General features: G+C 70.2%; 21 protein-coding genes and 1 riboswitch. Of the genes, 9 read left to right on the forward strand and 12 right to left on the reverse strand.

All coding sequences use genetic code 11. The features are described from left to right. Positions 1-8 precede the first annotated feature (8 nt). From AQJ46_RS03865 to AQJ46_RS03875, 3 genes are all read right to left on the reverse strand, one after another. On the reverse strand, positions 9-830 hold the full coding sequence (locus AQJ46_RS03865; RefSeq protein WP_059204191.1) for an EamA family transporter: 822 nt from the start codon (positions 828-830) through the stop codon (positions 9-11). Between the two features lie 54 nt (positions 831-884). Next, entirely contained in the window at positions 885-1,070 is a 186-nt protein-coding gene (locus tag AQJ46_RS03870) for a hypothetical protein (protein ID WP_007386663.1), read from the reverse strand. 115 nt (positions 1,071-1,185) lie between these two features. Then, on the reverse strand, positions 1,186-2,346 hold the full coding sequence (locus tag AQJ46_RS03875; RefSeq protein ID WP_059204192.1) for an ROK family transcriptional regulator: 1,161 nt from the start codon (positions 2,344-2,346) through the stop codon (positions 1,186-1,188). Positions 2,347-2,513: 167 nt separating this feature from the next. Between AQJ46_RS03875 and AQJ46_RS03880 the strand changes: the two genes are divergently transcribed. Genes AQJ46_RS03880 through AQJ46_RS03895 form a run of 4 tightly spaced genes read left to right on the forward strand, consistent with a single transcriptional unit; the run spans position 2,514 to position 7,005 of the window. Then, positions 2,514-3,479, forward strand: coding sequence for a carbohydrate ABC transporter permease (locus AQJ46_RS03880; protein ID WP_059204193.1), 966 nt, complete (start codon positions 2,514-2,516; stop codon positions 3,477-3,479). Between the two features lie 16 nt (positions 3,480-3,495). Then, positions 3,496-4,422, forward strand: a complete 927-nt coding sequence (locus AQJ46_RS03885) for a carbohydrate ABC transporter permease (RefSeq protein WP_059204194.1) — start codon at positions 3,496-3,498, stop codon at positions 4,420-4,422. A 10-nt stretch (positions 4,423-4,432) separates the two neighbouring features. Beyond that, positions 4,433-5,773 carry an ABC transporter substrate-binding protein gene (locus AQJ46_RS03890; RefSeq protein ID WP_059204195.1) on the forward strand — a complete coding sequence of 447 codons (1,341 nt, stop codon included), beginning with the start codon at positions 4,433-4,435 and terminating at the stop codon, positions 5,771-5,773. 29 nt (positions 5,774-5,802) lie between these two features. Then, the gene (locus AQJ46_RS03895) at positions 5,803-7,005 is read left to right on the forward strand and encodes a Gfo/Idh/MocA family protein (protein WP_059204196.1); all 1,203 of its coding nucleotides are present in this window, start codon (positions 5,803-5,805) and stop codon (positions 7,003-7,005) included. A gap of 29 nt (positions 7,006-7,034) precedes the next feature. On the opposite strand, the gene AQJ46_RS03900 is transcribed toward AQJ46_RS03895, so the two are convergent. From AQJ46_RS03900 to AQJ46_RS03920, 5 genes are all read right to left on the reverse strand, one after another. Beyond that, complete coding sequence (locus AQJ46_RS03900) at positions 7,035-7,730, reverse strand: L,D-transpeptidase family protein (protein WP_057613020.1); 696 nt, start codon at positions 7,728-7,730, stop codon at positions 7,035-7,037. Positions 7,731-7,834: 104 nt separating this feature from the next. Continuing rightward, entirely contained in the window at positions 7,835-8,638 is an 804-nt protein-coding gene (locus tag AQJ46_RS03905; protein WP_059204197.1) for an SDR family NAD(P)-dependent oxidoreductase, read from the reverse strand. 57 nt (positions 8,639-8,695) lie between these two features. After that, on the reverse strand, positions 8,696-9,610 hold the full coding sequence (locus tag AQJ46_RS03910; RefSeq protein WP_059204198.1) for an SDR family oxidoreductase: 915 nt from the start codon (positions 9,608-9,610) through the stop codon (positions 8,696-8,698). A gap of 94 nt (positions 9,611-9,704) precedes the next feature. Next, positions 9,705-10,334 (reverse strand): MBL fold metallo-hydrolase, encoded by a 630-nt coding sequence (locus tag AQJ46_RS03915; RefSeq protein ID WP_059204199.1) that lies wholly within the window; start codon positions 10,332-10,334, stop codon positions 9,705-9,707. Next, positions 10,334-11,419 carry an S-(hydroxymethyl)mycothiol dehydrogenase gene (locus tag AQJ46_RS03920; protein ID WP_059204200.1) on the reverse strand — a complete coding sequence of 362 codons (1,086 nt, stop codon included), beginning with the start codon at positions 11,417-11,419 and terminating at the stop codon, positions 10,334-10,336. The genes AQJ46_RS03915 and AQJ46_RS03920 overlap by 1 nt, the downstream gene beginning before the upstream one ends. 601 nt (positions 11,420-12,020) lie before the next feature. Between AQJ46_RS03920 and AQJ46_RS03925 the strand changes: the two genes are divergently transcribed. Continuing rightward, on the forward strand, positions 12,021-13,775 hold the full coding sequence (locus AQJ46_RS03925; RefSeq protein ID WP_059204201.1) for an ABC transporter ATP-binding protein: 1,755 nt from the start codon (positions 12,021-12,023) through the stop codon (positions 13,773-13,775). Positions 13,776-13,859: 84 nt separating this feature from the next. Here the strand turns inward: AQJ46_RS03925 and AQJ46_RS03930 are convergent, their stop codons facing one another. Beyond that, on the reverse strand, positions 13,860-14,156 hold the full coding sequence (locus AQJ46_RS03930; protein ID WP_059204202.1) for a hypothetical protein: 297 nt from the start codon (positions 14,154-14,156) through the stop codon (positions 13,860-13,862). A 170-nt stretch (positions 14,157-14,326) separates the two neighbouring features. Between AQJ46_RS03930 and AQJ46_RS03935 the strand changes: the two genes are divergently transcribed. Continuing rightward, positions 14,327-14,692 (forward strand): nuclear transport factor 2 family protein, encoded by a 366-nt coding sequence (locus AQJ46_RS03935; protein ID WP_059204203.1) that lies wholly within the window; start codon positions 14,327-14,329, stop codon positions 14,690-14,692. 23 nt (positions 14,693-14,715) lie between these two features. On the opposite strand, the gene AQJ46_RS03940 is transcribed toward AQJ46_RS03935, so the two are convergent. Beyond that, positions 14,716-15,243, reverse strand: a complete 528-nt coding sequence (locus AQJ46_RS03940; RefSeq protein WP_059204204.1) for a MarR family winged helix-turn-helix transcriptional regulator — start codon at positions 15,241-15,243, stop codon at positions 14,716-14,718. Positions 15,244-15,304: 61 nt separating this feature from the next. Between AQJ46_RS03940 and AQJ46_RS03945 the strand changes: the two genes are divergently transcribed. Both AQJ46_RS03945 and AQJ46_RS03950 read left to right on the forward strand, forming a co-directional pair. Continuing rightward, entirely contained in the window at positions 15,305-16,144 is an 840-nt protein-coding gene (locus AQJ46_RS03945; protein WP_059204205.1) for a hypothetical protein, read from the forward strand. Positions 16,145-16,170: 26 nt separating this feature from the next. Continuing rightward, positions 16,171-16,253: riboswitch (ZMP/ZTP riboswitch) on the forward strand. Positions 16,254-16,275: 22 nt separating this feature from the next. Next, a complete protein-coding gene (locus AQJ46_RS03950) occupies positions 16,276-17,127 on the forward strand; it encodes a bifunctional 5,10-methylenetetrahydrofolate dehydrogenase/5,10-methenyltetrahydrofolate cyclohydrolase (RefSeq protein ID WP_059204206.1) in 852 nt (283 codons plus the stop codon). 1 nt (position 17,128) lies between these two features. On the opposite strand, the gene AQJ46_RS03955 is transcribed toward AQJ46_RS03950, so the two are convergent. Next, on the reverse strand, positions 17,129-19,096 hold the full coding sequence (locus AQJ46_RS03955) for an RICIN domain-containing protein (RefSeq protein ID WP_107117194.1): 1,968 nt from the start codon (positions 19,094-19,096) through the stop codon (positions 17,129-17,131). A 205-nt stretch (positions 19,097-19,301) separates the two neighbouring features. Between AQJ46_RS03955 and AQJ46_RS03960 the strand changes: the two genes are divergently transcribed. Continuing rightward, positions 19,302-20,531, forward strand: coding sequence for a glycosyltransferase (locus AQJ46_RS03960; RefSeq protein ID WP_059204422.1), 1,230 nt, complete (start codon positions 19,302-19,304; stop codon positions 20,529-20,531). A gap of 49 nt (positions 20,532-20,580) precedes the next feature. On the opposite strand, the gene AQJ46_RS03965 is transcribed toward AQJ46_RS03960, so the two are convergent. Further along, a complete protein-coding gene (locus AQJ46_RS03965) occupies positions 20,581-21,240 on the reverse strand; it encodes a TetR/AcrR family transcriptional regulator (RefSeq protein WP_059204207.1) in 660 nt (219 codons plus the stop codon). Positions 21,241-21,324 lie beyond the last annotated feature (84 nt).

Below are 21,324 nucleotides of genomic sequence, written 5' to 3' on the forward strand. Positions count from 1 at the left end.
GTCCTTCCTCATCCCGGACTCAGCAGGACCGTGGCGACCCCCGCCCCGGCGAGGCCCACCACCTGCTTCCGGCTCAGCCTCTCGTGCAGCAGGACGAGTCCGAGGATCACGGGGAGGGCCGGGTAGCGGGAGGCCAGGACGACGGCGACGGCCAGCAGCTGCCGCTGGGCGGCGAGCAGATGGAGCAGCAGCCCGAGGGCCGCGCCCGCTCCCACCAGCACCGCCTGTGCCGCTCGCACGGGAGGCAGACGCAGACGCCGAGGATTTCGTGCCACCGCGGGGAGCAGGACGAGTACGGCGGCCACCCGCCCCGCGGCCACCGGCCACAGTCCGCCGGCGGCACCGGCCTGGGCGAGGGCGATGTACTGGAGCGCGACGCCGGCACTGGCCGGCAACCCGTCGGGGACTCCTCCGCCGCCGTCCGCACCGCCGCCGCAGACCATCCAGAGGGCGGGCACCGACAGGGCGATCCCCCACCAGGCCACGGCGGTCGGCCGGTCACCCAGCAGCACTCCGCACACGACGGAGAGGCCGACCCCGGTGACGGCGCTGACGGGCACGACCACGCTCATCGCGCCGTGACTGAGACCGCGGTTGAGGAAGTGCATGGCGGCGCCGCTTCCGACACCGGAGAGAGCGCCCCACAGGAGGTCGGCGGGGCGTACGACGTCGGCGGGAAAGAGGAGTGCGGCGGCGGTGGCGAGCAGCAGGCCGCCCACCTGTCCGAGGACGGTGACGGCGGCGAAGTGGGCACGACGGGACAGCAGACCGCCGGTGAAGTCGACGATGCCGTAGCAGACCGCTGAGGCCAGTGCGAGGAGAGGGCCCATCCCGTCAGGGGTGCCCAGGGACGGGGCGGTGATGCCCCGCGTCGATCGCCGGGGTCAGGCCGCCCGGACCGGCTGCGGAGCGGCGGCGGCCCACTCCAGGACGAGGCGTTGGTATTCCTCACGCTGCTCGCCGCTCAGTGTCCCGCCCGCCCGGCGCCACAGGGCCCGGATCTCCTCGTTGACCTCGTCGGCCGATCGATCGGTCACGGGTTCAACAGTGGTGGACATGGTGTGAAGCATACGGCCGTCGAAGTGAAGGCGCCGTGAGTAATCGCATCAGAAAAGGGCATATCGGACCGTGTTACTGATCACGTCCTCCTGTCAAGGCGCGCAATGTCAAGAGGCGTGACCCAGTTCACACTTCGGCCACACCCAGGACCAGCACCTGGATCGCCAGCACGGCGGCCCCGCGGGCCCAGTCGTGGAAGTCGGACACCCTGGTCTCCAGGTCGACCGGGCTTGCCAGGGGATGGCGGTGAGCGCGGATCGCGTCCTCCACGGTCTTGCCCGCCACGTCCATCAGACCGACGCCCTCTCCGGCGAGCATGATCTTCTGCGGCATGGCGAAGTTGGCGATCTGGGCGACCAGGACACCGAGGGCGCGCCCGGCCTCGTCGATCACGCGGGCGGGCATGGAGTCGCCGGCCGCGGCGAGGGCGAGGATCTCGTCGTAGGTGTGGTCGCGGCCGGTGGCGGCCTGCACCTGGTAGCGGATGTTGGGGATGGTGAGCAAGGAGACGGCGCTGCCGCGGTTGCCGTCGGGCGTGAGGGGCCCGTTGGGGTCGATGATCCAGTGCCGTCCGAAGCCCCGGTCCTCCTCGGCATAGGGGACGCGCCGGCCGCCCAGGACCAGGCCATAGCCGATGCCGGCGCCGATGGTGAGGACGACGAAGCGGTCGAGGCCGCGGCCGGCGCCGAACCAGGTCTCGGCCTCGACGAGGGCGGCGACGTCGTTCTCGACGACCACCGGCAACCCCGTGCGGTCCTCGACGAGTTCGCCGAGGGGGACGTCCCGCCAGTGCAGGAACGGGGACTCGCCGACCACGGCACGCTCCTGGACGAAGCCGCCGACCCCGATGCCGATACCGGCCAGACGCGGATAACCGCGGGCCAACTCGGCGGTCATCTCCGCGAGCAGGTCGGCGACTTCGGAGGGGTCGTGACTGACCAGGGGCCGGTCGTGGCGGGCGACGATCTCACTCCTGAGTGTGGTGACGACGCCGTAGACCATGTCCTCGGTGATCTTGAAGCCGATGAAGGACCGGGACTCGGCGACCACGTCGAGGGGCTGCGAGGGGCGACCCTGGCGCACTTCGGCCGAGGTGCCCGCCTCGGGGACCTCGACCAGCAGGCCCGACTCGATGAGCGGTTTGGTCAGCCGGGTGAGGCTGCCCGCGGAGAGGTCGAGGCGGCGGGCGAGGTCGGTGCGCGACAGCGGGCCGTGGACGAGCACCTCGATCGCCACCGAGCGCTCGCCGGTGCTCAGGGGTAGCCAGCTGGCGGCAACTGCGGTCATGAAGGTCAGACTCCCACATGATTTCTTTCGCCATAAAAGCAACGTGACCATGCTACGGCGTCCATGGCGGCCCTGAAAAGATGTTCGCAGGCCCCTTGACGCATGGATTCTTCCGCGACAAAAGTAAGTGGCCGAGGACGAGCCACCGAAGACGAGGGAGTCTCCCGATGACCATCGCCTCCAGCAGCCCTCCGTCGCGTCTGCCGCTCAGCGGCGGCGAGGGGGCACGGACCAAACCGAGCACGGACCGGGGCTCAGGCGGGTCGAGCGGGGGCGACGGGCGCCTGGCCGCGGTGTTCATCGCCCCGGCCCTGGTGGGCTTCGTGGTCTTCCTGCTCTGGCCGACGCTGCGGGGCATCTATCTGAGCTTCACCCGCTTCAACCTGCTGACTCCGGCGGAGTGGGTGGGTCTCGCCAACTACGACAGGATGATCCACGACCCCATCTTCTGGGAGTCGCTGAAGGTCACCGTCGAGTACGTGGTCATCAACATCGGGGTCCAGACGGTGTCGGCCCTCGCCATCGCCGTCCTGTTGCAGCGCCTGACCCAGTCGGCGGTGCTGCGCGGCATCGTGCTCACGCCGTATCTGATGTCGAACGTCGTCGCGGGCCTGGTCTGGCTGTGGATCCTCGACAACCAGCTCGGCATCGGCAACGAGATCATCGCCGGGCTCGGCTTCGACCGCATCCCCTTCCTCGCGGACGAGACCTGGGCGATCCCGACGATCGCCCTCATCAACGTGTGGCGGCACGTCGGCTACACCGCTCTGCTGCTGTTCGCGGGGCTCATGGCCATCCCGAACGACATGTACGAGGCGGCGAAGGTGGACGGCGCGAGCGAGTGGCGGATGTTCTGGCGGATCACCATGCCGTTGCTGCGGCCGGTCCTGGCGGTGGTTCTGATCATGACGGTGATCGGTTCGTTCCAGGTGTTCGACACGGTCGCCGTGACGACCGCGGGCGGTCCGGCGAACGCCACCAATGTGCTCCAGTTCTACATCTACCAATCGGCCTTCGGGCGCTTCCAGTTCGGCTACGCGTCCGCGATGTCCGTAGCCCTCCTGGTGGTGCTGAGCGCGATCACCGTCCTGCAGTACCGGCTCACCCGGGCCGGCCAGACCGATCTCGGCTGATCCGGAAGGAGTCGACATGGCTGCCGTGACCACCACCACGACGACACGCGTACGGCCCACCGGGCGCCGTCCCCTCTCCCCCGGCCGGATCCTGGCCTGGACGGCGATGGGCGCGATCGTGCTCGTGACGCTGCTCCCGTTCTACTGGATCCTGCGCACCGCGCTGTCCACCAACTCCGGCCTCGCCGCCCACGCGTCCGACCCACTGCCGGTGAACCCGACCGGTACCGGGTTCGCCCGCGCCCTGGGCCTGGAGTCCACGAAGGACGCGATCGCGCAGGGCGGCGCGGGCGGCGGACTGAAGTTCTGGCGCTATCTGCTCAACTCGGTCATCGTCTCCACCCTGGTGACCGTCTGTCAGATCTTCTTCTCGGCGATGGCCGCGTACGCCTTCGCCCGGCTGCGCTGGCGGGGTCGCGACAAGGTGTTCGCGCTGTTCCTGGCCGGGCTGATGGTGCCGACCATCTTCACGCTGCTGCCGAACTTCGTGCTCATCAAGGAACTCGGCCTGATCGACAACCTGTTGGGCATCGCGCTGCCGACGATGTTCATGACGCCGTTCGCGGTGTTCTTCCTGAGGCAGTTCTTCATGAACGTGCCCCGCGAGGTCGAGGAGGCCGCCCTGCTGGACGGTGCGGGGAAGGTGCGGATCTTCTTCCGGGTGCTGCTGCCGATGGCCTCCACACCGGTCCTCACCCTGGCCGTGCTGACGTACATCACGTCCTGGAACGACTACTTCTGGCCGCTGATGGTGTCCTACAGCGACAACTCACGCGTGCTGACCGTCGCACTGGCCATCTTCCGCGCGCAGACCCCGCAGTCCGGCGTCGACTGGTCGGGCCTCATGGCGGCGACGCTCATCGCCGCGCTGCCGATGCTGGTGCTGTTCGGCTTCTTCGCGCGCCGCATCGTGTCCACCATCAGCTTCACCGGGATCAAGTGAGGGACTCGTGATGCGACTTCGTACGCTGACCGCACTGGCCGGCGCACTGGCCCTCTGTCTGACGGGGTGCGCGGAGAGCGGCTCCGCCGGGTCCTCCTCGAAGACGGTGACGTACTGGCTGTGGGACTCCAACCAGCAGCCCGCCTACCAGGCCTGCGCCAAGGACTTCGAGCAGCAGAACCCCGGACTGCACGTGAAGATCACCCAGTTGGGCTGGGACGACTACTGGACCAAGCTCACCGCGAGCTTCATCGCGGGCACCGAGCCGGACGTGTTCACCGACCACATCCAGAAGTTCGGCCAGTTCGCCGACCTGAAGGTCCTCGAACCCCTCGACGACCTGGGCGTCGACGATTCCGCCTACCAGCCCGGTCTTGCGGCCAACTGGATGGGCCAGGACGGCCACCGCTACGGCGCCCCCAAGGACTGGGACACCGTCGCCCTCTTCTACAACAAGAAGATGACCGACGCGGCCGGGCTCACACCGGCCCAGCTGAACGAGCTGGCCTGGAACCCCAAGGACGGCGGCACCTTCGAGAAGGCCGTCGCCCACCTCACCGTCGACAAGAACGGCAAGCGGGGCGACGAGCCGGGCTTCGACAAGAACAACGTCAAGGTGTACGGCCTCGCCACCAACGGTGGCGGCGACGGCGACGGCCAGACCCAATGGAGCAACTTCACCGCCTCCGCAGGCTGGAGCTACACCGACAAGAAGCGATGGGGCACGAAGTACCAGTACGACAGCCCCGCCTTCCAGTCCGCCATCAAGTGGTACTTCGGGCTGGCGAAGAAGGGCTACATGGCGCCCTTCACCGACTACAACTCCCAGTCCAACCAGGCCAACACCCAGGTCGCGGCGGGAAAGGCGGCCACAGCCTTCGACGGGGCCTGGATGATCTCGACGTACGCGGGGTTCAAGGGCCTCGACATGCGCACCGCCGTCACACCCGAAGGCCCCACCGGCAAGCGCGCCACCATGATGAACGGCCTCGCCGACTCCATCACCAAGAACGCCCGCAACAAGGACGGCGCCCGCAAGTGGGTGAAGTACCTGTCCTCAAACGAGTGCCAGAAGACGGTGGGCAGCTACGGCATCGTGTTCCCCGCCACCCCTGACGGCACCGCGGCCGCCGTGGCCGCGTACAAGAAGAAGGGGATCGACGTCACGGCCTTCACCGAGCCGGTCGCCGACAAGAAGGACTTCACGACCTTCTCCTACCCCATCACCAACTACGCCGCGGACGTGTTCGCGTTGATGCATCCCGCCATGCAGGACATCTTCGGCAACGGCAAGTCCGTGACCAGCCTCGACCAGACCAACGACCAGATCAACCTGATCCTCTCGCAGTGATCTCGCGACCAGTGAAGGACACGCACGTCATGACGTTCTCCCTCGGCATCGTCGGCGCCGGCCAGTTCTCCGGCCAGTTCGCCACGCTGTTCCAGGCCCACCCCGGTGTCGGCGACGTCTACGTCACCGATCTGCTGCCCGAACGGGCCGAGCAGCTCGCCGCGGCGCAGGGACTGGCCGGCACCTTCCCCACGTACGAAGCCATGCTGGAGTCGAAGGAGGTCGACGCGGTCGCGATCTTCACCCAGCGCTGGACGCACGGCCCCCTGGTGCTCCAGGGCCTGAACGCCGGCAAGCACGTGTACTCCGCGGTGCCCATGGCCATCACCACGGAGGAGATAGCAGCGATCATCGACGCGGTCCGGGCGACCGGGCTGACGTACATGATGGGCGAGACCAGCCAGTACAACCCGGCGACCGTGCACGCCCGCAACCAGATCGCCAAGGGCGCCTTCGGGCGGCTCTTCTACGCCGAGGGCGACTACGTCCACGACATGGACCTCGGGTTCTACGAGGCGTACCAGTACAGCGGCGGCGAGAAGTGGAAGGAGACCGCCAGCTATCCCCCGCTGCTCTACCCCACGCACGCGGTCGGCGGGGTGCTCGGTGCCTGGCAGACACACGCGGTGAGCGTGTCGGCGATCGGTGTCGTCGACGACCGCGGCGACGGCGTGTTCGACAAGGAGGTCAGCCAGTTCGGCAATGACTTCTCCAACGCGACCGCGCTGTTCGAGGTGGCGGGCGGCGGGTCGTTCCGTACCAACGAGTTCCGGCGGGTGGGCTATCCCTCCCACATCCGGGAGTCGCGTTTCCGGTTCTTCGGGACCGAGGCGAGCATGGAGCAGCTCGCCACGGTCGCCCTCTGGCAGGACAAGAAGGGTGTGAAGGACATCAGCGAGCTCCTGGAGCCCAAGCCGACCATGGCTCCTGACGACCCGTCACTCCAGCACATCGCGCCGGACCTGCGGGCCGCGTTCACGTCCGGGTCGGCGCCGGTGCACGACCGGGCGCGACTGCCGCGGGAGTTCGACAACCTGCACAACGGCCACGAGGGCAGCCACCACTTCCTGGTGGACGACTTCGTGACCGCCGTGAACACCCGCACCCTGCCGTCGGTGAACGCCTGGGTGGCGGCCCGTTACACCCTGCCGGGCGTCATCGCGCACGACTCCGCGCGGCAGGGCGGGGCCAGGCTGGAGATCCCGGACTTCGGGGACGCTCCTGACGCGTGACGCTGTCGTCGCGCCGGGCGCCTGGTGTCTCAGGTGCCCGGCTTGCGGCCGTACACGAAGACGTCGTCGCCCTTCTTCAGCAGCGACCAGTACTTCTTGGCGTCCTTGGGGGTCATGTTGGTGCACCCGTGGGAGCCCGGCGGGTTCCACATGCTGAGGTTCACCGAGTGGAAGGCCTGGCCGCCGTCGAAGAACTGGCTGTAGGGCATGGGGACGTTGTAGATCGACGAGACGTGGTTCTTGTCGCGCCAGTAGATCTTCTTCAGGCCGGTGCGGGTCTCGTAGCCGTTGCGGCCGGTGCGGACCGGGACGGGGCCGTAGACGAGCGTGTCGCCGTCCTGGATCCAGCTCAGCTGGAGGGTGAGGTTCACGCAGGCGATCCGGCCCTTGTTCACCGGGCACTTGCCGTCCTTGTTGGGGTCCGAGCCGACGGCCTTCTGCTTGTTCATCAGGTCCATCACGCCCCAGGTGACGGATCCGGCGTAGCCGATGTTCGGTGTGATGCCGTGCTTGGTCTGGAAGGCCTTGATCGCCTTGCAGTCGGCGGTGGACTGCCTGCCGTCGACCGGGCGGCCCAGGAACTTCTCCACCTTCTTCTGGTACGGCCCCGCCTGCGTGGTGCAGCTCGCCGCCTGCGCGGGCGCGGCGCCCAGCGCGATGGTCAGCGGTGCGACGAGTCCGGTGATCCCGAGTGCGACGGCACCCCGTCTGCGTATGTCCCCCATGGTCCTGTCCCCTTCATAAGGTCCTGCGATCCCTGCCATCTAGACGGGTGTGCGCGCCTGACCGTTGTACCGCGTGGCGCGCTGGGACGAAACGGTGACAAAGCTCACGACGGAGCGCCCCGGTCCGGATGGACCGCCGCGTGGAAGCCGGTGTTGACCGCGGTGAGGCCGCCGTCGACGACCAGCGTGGTGCCGGTGATCCACGCCGCGTCGCGGGAGGCGAGGAAGGCGACGGCTGCCGCGATGTCCTCGGGGTCACCGACCCGGCCGAGGGGGTACAGCCGTTGCATCTCGGTGAGCTCGGCCTCGCGCCCTTCCCATGCGGAGGTGCGGACCGTGCCCGGGACGACCAGGTTGACACGTACGCCGCGGCCGGCCGCGTGCCCGGCGAGGGTGCGGGTCAGGGAGCCGAGGCCCGCCTTCGCGGCGCTGTAGGCGTGGTTGCCGAAGTCCTGCAGGCCGTTGACGGAGCCGATGTTGACGATGGCACCGCGACCGGAGGTGACCAGGTGCGGCAGCGCGGCGCGCGAGCAGCGGTAGGGGCCGCTCAGGGTGATGTCCAGGTCACGCGCCCACTCCTCGTCGGAGTCGTCCTCGAAGAGCGGGGTCTCCGGGGTGCACCGTGCGGCACAGTTGACCAGGACGTCGAGCGAGCCGAACGCGTCGACGGCGTGGGCGACGGCCGCCTCGACGGCCGGGCGGTCCGCCACGTCGCACTCCAGGGCCTGTGCGGGAAGACCCTCTGCACGCAGGCGCGCGGCCGTCCGCTCCACGACCGTCCCGTCCCGGTCGGTCAGCAGGACCGCGGCTCCCTCCTCGGCGAGACGGCGGGCCGTCGCCGCACCGATGCCGCGGGCGGCGCCCGTGACGAGAACTCCGTGTCCCTCAAAGCGCTTGGTGTGCGTCATGAGGGCGAAGGTAGTACCTCACCGCGCGCTTCCTGCCGCCGGTGCACCCCCCTTGATCTAGCGGTAACCCGTCGTGTCGGCCGACTTTCCCGCGTCCTGCACCTCGACCATGTAGCGCCAGGCGTCGGGACGGCTGCCGTCGAGGTCCGTGAAGCCGTACGTCCGGGCGAGCGAGCCGCTGTCGAGGGACTCGCCGTTCCAGCGGGCGACGTCGGGGTCGGCGGCCAGCGCGGCGACGGCGCGGCCCACGTAGTGCGGGGTCTCCGAGATGGCGAAGTGGGGGACGCGGTCGAGGGCGTCGCGCCAGTTGTCCTCCCGCACCCCGAAGTTGTCGAGCATCATCTCCGAGCGCAGCCAGCCCGGAGTGAGCGCGACGGCGGTCGCGCCGCGCGGGCCGAGTTCATGTCCCAGGGCGAAGGCCATCCGGATGACGGACGTCTTGGCGAGGTCGTAGAAGAAGGAGAGGCGGTAGTTCTCGCGGTTGTAGGCGTCGGTTCCGTCGGTCATCTCGACGACCAGGCCGCCGGGCCGGCGCAGCAGCAGGGGCAGGGCGTGGTGGTTGGTGATCGCGTGCGTCTCGATCGCGAGCCTGAGCAGGCGCAGGCCGTTGTCGAGGTCGTGCTCCCACACCGGGCTGTCCCACTCGAAGAGGTGTTCGCCGCCCCAGATGTCGTTGACCAGGATGTCGAGACGGCCCTGCTCGTCGGCCACCCGGTCGACGAGCGTGCGGACCTGCGCCGGGTCCAGGTGGTCGGTGGGTACGGCGATGCCCTGGCCGCCGGCCTCGGTGACGAGGTCGGCGGTGTCCTCGATGGTCTCGGGGCGGTCGTACTCGGAGCGGCGGGCGCGGGTGCTGCGTCCGGTGACGTACACGGTGGCGCCCGCCGCTCCGAGTTCCACCGCGATCCCGCGCCCCGCTCCCCGGGTCGCTCCGGCGACCAGCGCGACCTTGCCCTGCAGCGGCTGTGACATGTCCGACCTCTCGTTGTGCCCGATGTCTCTTCGAGCATGACCGGGAAGCCGGACAACCTCTGTCGTGATTTACGGGCGGGTCACCCGATCGGCGTCAGTGGCCGCGGTCGATCCATTCCTGGAGGTGCGGAGCCTCGGCGCCGATCGTCGTCGGGTCTCCGTGGCCGGTGAGGACCTTCGTCTCGGGTGGCAGGGCCAGCAGCCGGTCGCGGATCGAGTCGATGATCGTCGGGAAGTGGGACCAGGAGCGGCCGGTGGCGCCGGGGCCGCCCTGGAACAGGGTGTCGCCGGTGAAGACGGTGGCGAGGCCCGGGTCGTAGAGGCAGACCGCGCCCGGTGCGTGCCCGGGGGTGTGCAGGACCCGGAGGTCGGCGCCCGCGGCCTCGATGACCTGGCCGTCGCGCAGGTGGCCGTCGGGGTCGCGGTCGGGGTGGGTCTGCTTCCACAGCGGCAGGTCGTCGGGGTGCAGCCAGATCGTGGCGCCGGTGCGGTCGGCGAGGGCGGGCGCGGCGTCGATGTGGTCGTTGTGGGCGTGGGTGCAGACGATCGCGGTCAGCCGGCGGTCGCCCACGGCTTCGACGATGGCATCGGCGTCGTGGGCGGCGTCGATGACGATCGCCTCGTGGTCGTCACCGACGATCCAGACGTTGTTGTCGACGTCCCAGGTGCCGCCGTCGAGGCTGAACTGCCCGGAGGTGACGAGGCGTTCGATGCGGGCGGCCATCAGAGCACCACCACCGAGCGCAGGACGTCGCCGTGGTGCATGCGCTCGAACGCCTTCTCCACCTCGTCGAGTTGAATGGTCTCGGTCACGAACGCCTCCAGGTCCAGGCGGCCTTGCAGATGCAGGTCGATCAGCATGGGGAAGTCGCGGGAGGGCAGGCAGTCGCCGTACCAGGACGACTTGAGCGCGCCACCGCGGCCGAAGACGTCGAGGAGCGGCAGCTCCAGCTTCATCTCGGGGGTGGGCACGCCGACGAGGACGACCGTGCCGGCGAGGTCGCGGGCGTAGAAGGCCTGTTTGTACGTCTCGGGGCGGCCGACCGCCTCGATGACGACGTCGGCGCCGAAGCCGCCGGTCAGTTCACGGATCGCCTCGACCGGATCCGCGTCCTTCGAGTTGACGGTGTGCGTGGCGCCCATCGTGCGGGCCTTCTCCAGCTTCCGGTCGTCGATGTCGACGGCGATGATCTTCGCCGCGCCCGCGAGGTTCGATCCGGCGATCGCCGCGTCGCCGACGCCACCGCAGCCGATGACGGCGACGGTGTCGCCCCGGCCGACCTGTCCGGTGTTGATCGCGGCACCGATGCCGGCCATCACTCCGCAGCCCAGCAGCCCCGCGACCGCCGCCGAGACGGAGGGGTCGACCTTGGTGCACTGTCCCGCTGCGACCAGCGTCTTCTCGGCGAAGGCGCCGATGCCGAGGGCGGGCGAGAGCTCGGTGCCGTCGGTGAGGGTCATTTTCTGCTTCGCGTTGTGCGTGTTGAAGCAGTACCAGGGCCGCCCGCGCAGACAGGCGCGGCAGTTCCCGCACACTGCACGCCAGTTGAGGATCACGAAGTCGCCGGGCGCGACGTCGGTCACCCCCTCGCCGACCGACTCCACCACGCCGGCGGCCTCGTGGCCCAGCAGGAAGGGGAAGTCGTCGTTGATCCCGCCCTGCTTGTAGTGCAGGTCGGTGTGACAGACCCCGCAGGCCTGTACCTGGACGACGGCCTCGCCCGGCCCCGGGTCCGGCACGACGATCGTCTCCACCCGCACCGGCTCGTCCTTGCCGGGTGCGATCACTCCGCGTACCTCCTGCGCCATGGCCCTGACCCCTTCTGTCGCCCGGTGTACGTCCCTCCGACCCTACGCGCGACTGATCAGTAACGGCACCGATTCCCACGGCGCAAATACGCCCCGGGGGTAATTGACCTCGGGGTTCTCGCGGGGAGAGGAGCACGGCGGCCACGGCGCACTTGCGGCGACGGACGGCTCGCTCGCCGCTGAGAGCGACTCCGACAGGCATACCGGGGCGGGCGGCTCGCCGGGTTCGTCTCGTGCCCACTCCTCGGCGAACGGCTCCGCGCCCCCCGGCGGCCCCTCCCCGCGCCGCGCCGCGTGGCACCCGGTACCCCGTCTGGCGCTCGGCGCGAACGGCGGTGGTGGCAGCATCCCCGCCGTGCCCACGCCGGCCACCCACGCCCGCGGGGACGCGGTGCGCCGGCGGGAGGGCGCCCTGTGCGCGGGTATCGCGGGCGGGCCTGGTCTTCTCGGCACTCACCAACTCCTGCGGCATGACCACCCTGTCGGGAAAACGGCCGCACCACCGGCCACCGGCCACAGGCCACCGACCTCGACGCGTCCCTGGCCGCACTCACCGACGTAGCCTGAAGGCTCCGCACGCCGTCGGGCCCGAAGGAGCACCGTGAGCATCACCGAGACGGAGACCGGCCCGCCGACCTGGCGGCTGCTCCTCGGATACGTACGGCCGCACCGGTGGACCCTGCTGGCGGGTGCCGTTCTCTCGCTGCTCACGGGCGCCACCGGTCTGCTGCTGCCGCTGGTGGCCCGGGAGTTGATCGACGACCTGTCCCACGACCGCACGATCACCGGCGCGTTGTTCGTCATGTCAGGACTGGTGATCACCAACGCGGCGATGGGCGGACTGGGTTCGTACGTGCTGCGGCGCACCGCGGAGTCCGTCGTGCTCGGCGCGCGGCGCGAGCTGTCGTCGTATCTGCTGCGACTGCGCATCGCGGCCGTGGACCGCACCGAACCCGGCGACCTGATGGCCCGGATCACCTCGGACACCACCCTGCTGCGCGAGGTCACCACCGACTCGCTCGTGGGCCTGGGCACCGGCGGGCTCACGCTGGTCGCGACCGTCGTGATGATGGGCCTCGTCGATCCGGTGCTGCTGGGCGTCACGCTGGCGGTGATCCTGGCCGCGGGCACGGTCCTCGGGGTGATCGTGCCCCGCATCAACCGGGCGAGCCGGCAGGCGCAGGACGCGGTCGGTGTGATGGGCGCCTCGCTGGAACGCATTCTCGGCGCGCTGCGCACGGTCAAGGCGTCGGGCGCCGAGCACCGCGAGGAACGGACGCTGCACGCGGCGGCCGAGGAGTCGTGGCGGCAGAGCGTGCGGGCCGCCAAGTGGTCGGCGGCGGCGGGCAATACGGCCGGGCTCGCGATGCAGATCGCGTTCATCACGGTGCTCGCGGTGGGCGGAGCACGGGTCGCGACCGGAGCGATCGACGTCGGCACCCTGGTCGCGTTCCTGCTGTACGTCTTCTATCTGATGTCGCCGATCCAGCAGGTCGTCGGGGCGATCACGCAGTACCAGACGGGAGCCGCGGCGCTCGCCCGTATCCAGGAGGCGCTACGGCTGCCCGCCGAACCGGCCGCTCAGCCCGCGCCGTTGCCCACCGACGGGGCGGAGCCGGCTTCCGTCGCCTTCTCGGACGTCCGGTTCCGGTATGCCGACGATCTGCCGTACGTCCACCACGGGGTGACCTTCGATGTGCCCGCGCGGGGGATGACGGCGTTCGTCGGGCCGTCGGGGGCGGGGAAGACGACGGTGTTCTCGTTGATCGAGCGGTTCTACGATCCCGAGGCCGGGGTCGTCACGCTGGACGGACGGGACCTCTCGGAGTGGGACCTTCCGCAACTCCGGTCCGCGATCGGCTACGTGGAGCAGGACGCGCCCGTGCTGTCGGGGTCGCTGCGGGAGAATCTGCTGCTCGGGAATCCGGACGCGGACGAGGGTGCGGTGGGCCGCGTGCTGAAGACGACGCGGCTCGACGGTCTGGTGGCCAGGTTGCCCAAGGGGTTGGAGACGCTGGTCGGGCACCGGGGAACCAAGTTGTCGGGTGGGGAACGGCAGCGGGTGGCGATCGCTCGGGCGTTGCTGCGGCGGCCCCGGCTGTTGCTGCTCGACGAGGCCACGTCCCAGTTGGACGCGGTGAACGAGGCGGCGCTGCGGGACACCGTGGCGGATGTGGCACGTACGACCACGGTCCTGGTGGTCGCGCATCGGCTGTCCACGGTGACGATGGCGGACCGGATCGTGGTCATGGACGCGGGACGAGTCCGCGCGGTGGGGACGCATCGGGAACTGGTCGCCGGAGATCCGTTGTACGCGGAGCTGGCCGCCACCCAGTTCCTGGCGACCGCCGGCTGAGAGGCGTCCGCGGCGCCGCGGCCAGGTGCACACGCCGAGGGCCGCCCGGTCGTCCGGGCGGCCCTCGGCGTCCGTGCGGGAGACTCAGCCTCCGACGCCCGGCAGCAGCCCCGTGACGGGGGCGACGAGGTCGGTGACCTGGTGCAACTGGTTCAGCTTCTTGACCTGGTTGAGCGCCGCCAGCTGCTCGGAGACACTCGGGATCTCGTCCTGGTGCTCCGCGGGGATGTCACTCACCGCGAGCGAGTCGATCACGGCGATCGGGCTGAGCCGCCCGGCGTCCGGGGCGCCCACGTCGGCCGCGTTCGCGAGGGGGGCGGTGAGGCCGGTGACGCCGACGGCGAGACCGACGGCGGCGACGATACGTCGAGTTGGGATCATGTCTGCAGCAACGCGGGCGGCGTCCCCGCCGACACGGCCGCCCGGCGCCGCTCACCCGTCAGGCGGAGCGCCCGGCCTGCGCTTGCCGTGGCCGCCGGGGCGGAGGAGTCTCGAAGAAAGAGGCCCTACGGCCCGCTCCTTGTCGGCCGGGGCCTTCGAAGGAGGTCATCATGGGCACCGCGGCACGACCCGGCTTCGACACCGACATCCTGCGCCAGGGCGTCGAAGGACACACCGCGGAGACGCTTCTGTCTCTGTACGCGGACGACGCGGAAATACGCCTCGTCAACCGGAACGCCACACCCAGCAACCCCAAGGTCCTGCACGGCCGTGACGAGATCGGCGCGATGCTGACCGACGTCTACAGCCGCGACATGACCCACAAGCTGGAAGGGTGCGTGGTCCAGGGCGATCGCGCGGCCTACAGCGAGTCCTGCCAGTACTCGGACGGCATGCGCGTCCTGTCGGAGTCGATGGTCACCCTGCGCGACGGCAAGATCTCGGAGCAGATCATCATCGAGGCCTGGGACGAGTAGGAACCAGAGCCGGGAGGGCCCCGTCACATCACGGATGACCTGGGCCTTCTCGGCTCGTCCGGGGAGGACTCGGCGGCCACGACCAGCTTCCGCAGCAGGTCCGCGAGTGTTCGCCGCTCTGCCGGGCTGAGTGCCGAGAGCAGCGCGAGCTCACCCGCTTCCTCCGAGGCGACCTGCTGTTCGAACGCGGCGTGCCCGGCTTCGGTGAGCCGGACCCGCACCCGTCGCCGGTCGTCGTCCTCGTGCGTCCGGACGATCAGCCCGGCGTCCTCCAGCGGCGCCAGCCGGGCCGACAGAGCTCCCCGGGTCAGTCCGAGGTGGTCGGCGAGGAGCGAGGGGCTCCCGGTGTACGGCGGGCCGAGCCGGCGCAGGGTCAGCAGCACCTTGTACTGCCAGTTGCGCAGTCCGTCGGAGTCGAGGGTGTCGCGGCGGGCCTGTGACGCGTACCGGGCCAGGATGGCCAGCCGCGCGAAGATCGCCTCCTTGACGGGGTCCATCCAGTCGAGTTCCTTCGCCCACACCTCGACGTGCCGGTCGACCGAGTCCCGCATTACCCGCCCCCTGCAATGGTTTTCTTGTGGATGGTTTTTCGTCTGACTACCTTCCCCTGTCATGACGAACACCACGGGCACAACCGTCGAATTCGACGAACTCCTCGCCTCCGCACGAGAGTTGTCGCTGGCGGGACGGTGGGACCGGGCACTGCGCCTCCTGGACGCGACGACCTGTGACACCGCCGGGGACCGCGCCCGGCTCGCTCTCGCGGCGGCCGAGGTCGCCCTTCAGAGCGACTGGTTCGGCGGTACGGACCTCACCGCCGGCCGTGCCGAGCACGCGGAGAAGGAGTCGACGGGCGCCGACTGGGATCTCGCCTTCGTCCGGCTGCGGCACGCCTACTTCCGGCTGCTGCGCAGCGAGGGCATCTTCCGGCCCGGCCCCGAGGGCAAGGACCCCGAGGCGCTCGCCGGCCTCCGGCGCGACGCTCAGGCCCTGCGCGAGGACGCCCCGGACGAGGTGCGGCGCGGCTGGGCATCGATGTACCTGGGGCTGATCGCCGACAACCTCTTCGCCGAGCGTACGGCCGCCCCCGCCCACTACGAGGCCGCCCTGGGCGCCGGTGAGTCGGGCGGCGACGATCTGCTGGTCCGGGAGGCGCTGCGGCATCTCGGCGACCACGACCACGACGCCGGCGATCACGACGGTGCCCTGGAGCGCTGGCGGCGGGCCACCGCCCTGGGCGCTCGGGCCGGGATGGTCCCCGGCGTGCTCACCCAGCAGATGCTCCTCGCGGTCCTGGCCCGCGACACGGGTGACGAGGCCGGGGCGACCGCGCTGGCACGGGAGATCGTCCGCTGGGCCGGGGCGATCGGCGCCGACCACGTCCACGCCCAGGCGGCCGGCTTCCTCGCGGGGGCCGATCCGACGGCTCCGCCGCAGGAGAGCGGGGCGTGACCGCCGTAGCGCGTCGGCTAATCTGAGGTACGGACCGTGACTGGCGCTGAGGTGGAGCACCACCGGGGAGCGGTCCGCACACTAGATGCCGTGCGCCTGGGCGATTCCTTCGATCGACTCAGGAGTGGATCATGTCTCAGGCACGGCTCATGGACGGCACCGCGCTCGCCGGGCGCATTCTCGACGAGACCGCCAAGCGGGCGGCCGACCTCACCGAGCGCACCGGACGGGCGCCCTGTCTCGCGACGGTGCTGGTCGGCGAGGATCCCGCCTCCGTCACCTACGTCCGTATGAAGCGCAACCGCTGCCGCAAGGCGGGTATCGAGTCGCGGCACGTGGAGCTGCCCGCGGCCACGACCACCGAGGAACTCGTCGGCACGCTGCGGGAGTTGTCGGCCGACCCCACCGTGCACGGCATCCTGCTCCAGCACCCGATGGGCCCGCACATCGACGAGCGGGCGGCGTTCGAGGCGATCGCTCCGGAGAAGGACGTCGACGGCGTCACCTTCGCGTCCTTCGCGACGATGAGTTTCGGACTTCCGGGCTTCGTGTCGTGCACACCCGGCGGCATCATGCGGCTGCTCGACGAGTACGACGTCGACCCGGCCGGCAAGCGCGCCGTGGTCGTGGGCCGCAGCGCGATCCTCGGCAAGCCGGCCGGCATGCTGCTGCTCGCCCGGGACGCCACGGTGACCTACTGCCACTCCCGTACGGCGGACCTGTCGGCGGCCGTACGGGAGGCGGACATCGTGGTGGCCGCGGTGGGCCGGCCCCGGTTGATCCGGGGCCAGGACATCAAGCCCGGCGCGGTCGTCGTCGACGCCGGGTACAACTCCGGGAACGTCGGTGACGTCGACTTCGACTCCGCGGTGGAGCGGGCCTCGCTGATCACGCCGGTGCCGGGCGGGGTCGGTCCGATGACCATCGCCACGCTGCTGGAGCAGACCGTCGACGCGGCGGTGACCGCCGCCCGGCAGGGCTAGATCAGTTCAGCGTCCACTTCTGGTTGGCCTGGCCGCCGCACGACCACAGGACCATCTGGGTCCCGTTGGCCGTGCCCGCACCGTAGGCGTCCAGGCAGAGACCGGCGTTGACGTTGGTGAGGGTGCCGTCGCTGTTCACGTTCCACTTCTGGTTGTTCTGGCCGTTGCAGTCCCAGATCACGACCTTGGTGCCGTTGGTCGTGCCGAGGTTGTAGGCGTCCAGACACTTGTTTCCGTACACCACGAGTTCCTTGCGCGAGGTGTACGTCCACTGCTGGTTCTGGCCGCCGTTGCAGTCCCACAGTTCGGCCTGGGTGCCGTTGGTGAGGGTGTTGTCGTAGATGTCCAGGCAGCGACCGGACTGGGTGCCGACGGCGAGGGTGCTGTTGGTGCCGGGCAGCGGGCGGACCGTGATGTCGGCCAGGGTGGGGGCGCCGGTGAAGGTCAGCGTGTTCGAGGCGCCCTTGGACAGGCCGACCTGGACCGAGACGGTGCCCTGGGAGGAGCCGGTGGGCGGGAAGGAGACCGTGGTCGTGCCCTGGCCGTTGACCTGGAGGGTCGCGGTGCGGGCCGCCGAGGTGTTGTTGGTGTAGGCGACGTCGACGGTCTTGATCCCGGTGTTTCCGGCGACCACTCCGGTGAAGCTCGAGGTGCCTGTGTACGTGCTGCTCGCCGCTTCCGTGCCGCCGGTGACCGTGAGCATCACCGAACCGCCCGCCGGGACGCTCGTGGTGTAACCCGTGCCGTACGAGCCGACGTTGGCGCGCGCCCACAGGTCACGGACGGTCGCGTTGGCGTTGGTCAGACCGAGGTCGGACCAGCGGACGGTGATGTTCTGGGCGGAGGAGGTGCGGTTGAGGAGGACGACGGCACGGTTTCCGGTGCCGGACAGGACCTTGCCGTAGACCTGAAGCCCTGTGGTGTCCTCGGCGACCTTGACGCCCTGGAGCCCGCGTGGGTCCTGGTCGACGCCGATGACCTCGGGGTTCTTGAGGATGTTCGCGGTCTCGGTGGTCATGGTGGCCAGGTTGTTGCCGGCCAGGAGCGGGGCTCCGGAGATGGCCCACAGGTTCATGTGGGTGCGGTTCTGGGCGGCGCTGAAGCCGTCCATGCCGACCATCAGCATGTCCGGGTCGTTGTAGTAGCCGGTGTGCTGGGCCGTGGGGTGGAGGTTCCGGTCGAAGTTGGTCAGCAGGTTCGTCATCGACGGCTTGTTGCCGTAGAGGATGATGTCGTCGTTGGTCCGCCACATCGCGCCTTGCCCCGGGGCCCAGTTCCACGGGTTCTGCCTGCCCCAGTTGCACAGCGAGAGGGTCATCGGACGGCCTGTGGTGGCGGTGGCCCTGGCGATCGCGTCGCTGATCGACTGGTACGTCGTCTTCGCGTCGAGTCCCTCCGCGTCACCACCGCACCAGTCGACCTTCACGAAGTCGAAGCCCCACTGGGAGAACTGCAGCATGTCCTGGTCGTAGTGGCCCTCGCTGCCGGAGCCTGGGGCGGCGGGCCGGCCCGTCGGGTAGTAGTAGCCGCAGCCGTCCTTGCCCGCGTCGGTGTAGATGCCGGCCTTGAGGCCCTTGCCGTGGATGTAGTCGGCGATGGCCTTCATGCCGCCGGGCCACTCGGACTCGTCGACCGTGATGTTCCCGGCGCTGTCGCGAGTGCCCTGCCACCAGCCCTCGTCGATGTTGATGTACTTGTATCCCGCCGCCGGGAGACCGGACGCGACGAACGCGTCGACCTGCGCCTTGATCACGGAGTAGTCGATCTTCGCGGCGAAGCTGTTCCACGACGCCCAGCCCATCGGCGCCGAGGGCACCGCTGTCTGTCGGCTGGTCGCGGCCTGCGCGAGGGTCGGCTGGGCGAAGAGCAGCGCGGCAGTGGCGGTCAGGGCCAGGACGAGAGCACGGACGGCGGCGGCTCTGAAACGTCCTGCGAGACCTCTGCGGGTCTTTCGCGGCGGGGGGTACATGCGGCTCCTTCTAGCGGGGGGGGGCACCGAACCGATCGAAATGTCGAACAAGGATCGGCGATTCGAACACCATGCGCGCCGAAGCTAGAGTCCCGAGAGGGTGAAGTCAACGGCTGTGACAGGAGTGAACTGGCCGGTGTGCACAGGGCGTTCGCGCGGGACGACGGCCGCCGGCGCCATACTGTCCGTCGTGCGGGTAGCGATCATGACAGCGGGTTCCCGGGGCGATGTGGCCCCGTTCACCGGTCTGGGGCACTGCCTGGCGCGGGCCGGACACGAGGTCACCCTGGTGACCCACGGCCGCTTCGCACCGCTGGCGGCGCGAGCCGGCATCGGCTTCCACGCACTGCCGGTCGACCCCCGCGCGGAGCTGGAGTCCTCGCGCGGGCGGGCCCTGCACCGCAGTACGACCGGCGTGGGCAAGCTGGCGCGGGTGGTCGCGATGGCGCGGACGCTGGCGGTGGAGATGGCCGACGACCTGGTGGCCGCCGCCCGGGCCAGCGACGCGCTTCTGCTCTCCGGATCGGTGGCCCCGCTGGGCCACGCCATCGCCGAGGGCCTGAGCCTGCCCAGCCTGGGTCTCAACCTCCAACCCCTCGCGGCCACCAGGGAGTTCGCACCACCCATGCTGGGCACCGGCTCCTGGGGCGCCCTCGGCAACCGGATCGCCGGAGTGGGCCTGAACCTGGCGGTGGAACAGGTCTTCGCCGCGGCCCTCCCACCCGTCCGGGCCCGGCTGGGCCTGCCGCCGACGGGCCCGGCCGCGGCACTGCGCGCCCGCGAACGGCAGGGCTGGCCGGTGCTGCACGGATTCAGCCCGCGCGTGGTCGCCCGGCCTCGCGACTGGCGGTCCGGGCTCGACGTGGCAGGCTACTGGTGGCCGTACGACGGCGACGCACCACTCCCCGACGGCCTACGGGACTTCATCGAGGCCGGCCCGCCCCCGGTCTTCGTGGGCCTGGGCAGCGCGACCGTGCCCGACCCCGCCCGGGTCAGCACCGAGATCGTGCGCGCCCTGCGCCGGGCCGGGTTGCGCGGTGTGATCCAGCGTGGCTGGGCGGGCCTGACGGCGACCGGCGACGACATGCTGACCATCGACGAGGTGCCGCACTCCGCGCTCTTCCCCCACTTGGCGGCGGTGGTCCACCACGCGGGCGCGGGCACGACGGCGGCGGGCCTGCGCGCCGGAGTACCGGCGATCCCGGTACCGATCCAGTTCGACGAGAGTTTCTGGGCGGCCAGGCTGGTGGCGCTGGGCGTGGCCCCGCGCGCCCTGCCGTTGCGGCGCCTGACCGCCGACACGCTGGGGGCGGCACTCATCCGGGCGACGCGGGACACCGGATACCGGGAGCGGGCACGGACGGTGGGCGCGCTCATCCGAGCGGAGGACGGCACGGCTCACGTGGTGGCAGCGGTGAACCGGCTGGGAAGCTGATGACGGCGGGCGTGCGGGGGCAGGGGGGCCGTGGTGACACCCCCCGTTCTCACCGAGCGGACTCCCACCCGGGCGGCTGCAGAATCCCCAGCAGCTGCCGCACCAACTCCTCCACGACCTCGTCCAGGGTCGCGTCCACCCACCCCGCGCTCCAGTCGTGCAGCAGCCCGTTCACACTGCCGATGAACCCGGTCGCCGCGAGCCGATAGTCCCGCAGGGCGGCCTCGCCCCTGACCACGGCCCGGTTCGCCTCGGCGCACACCAGATCGACCCAGAGCGCCCGACGGGCCAGCCGCTGCTCCTCCAACCGCGCGCTGACGCCGATGATCTCCACGAACGTGATCCGCACTCGCCGCGGATCGGAGGTGACGTTCGCCGCGTAGGCGCGGAAGATCGCGGCCGCACGCTCCGCGAGCGGCAGATGGTCCGCGTCGGCCACCGCGGCCAGCACGGCACCCGTCGCCCAGTCGTTGACCTCGAGGTGCAGCTCGGCCAGGACGTCCTCGAGGGTGCGGAACTCCTCGTAGAACTGGCGGGTGGAAAGGCCCGCGGCCTCACTGAGGGCCGCGACGGTCGTGGCGCGGTAGCCGGGGGCGTCCCCGAAGAGCTGGAGTGCCGCGTCCAGGAACCGGCGGCGCCGCTCGGCCTGCCGCTCCTCGGCTGTCTTGCCGCCGTAGCGACCGGTCGGGGCCCTGAGCCTGCCCGTCACCGCACCTCCCACCGGGGCCGGAGCGTCCGGCCTCCCTTATGAGCGCCAATTTTGTCGTGTACGCAGTCTTGTGGAGAAGGGCCC

Source organism: Streptomyces canus, assembly GCF_001514145.1.
Taxonomy (GTDB): Bacteria; Actinomycetota; Actinomycetes; order Streptomycetales; family Streptomycetaceae; genus Streptomyces; species Streptomyces canus.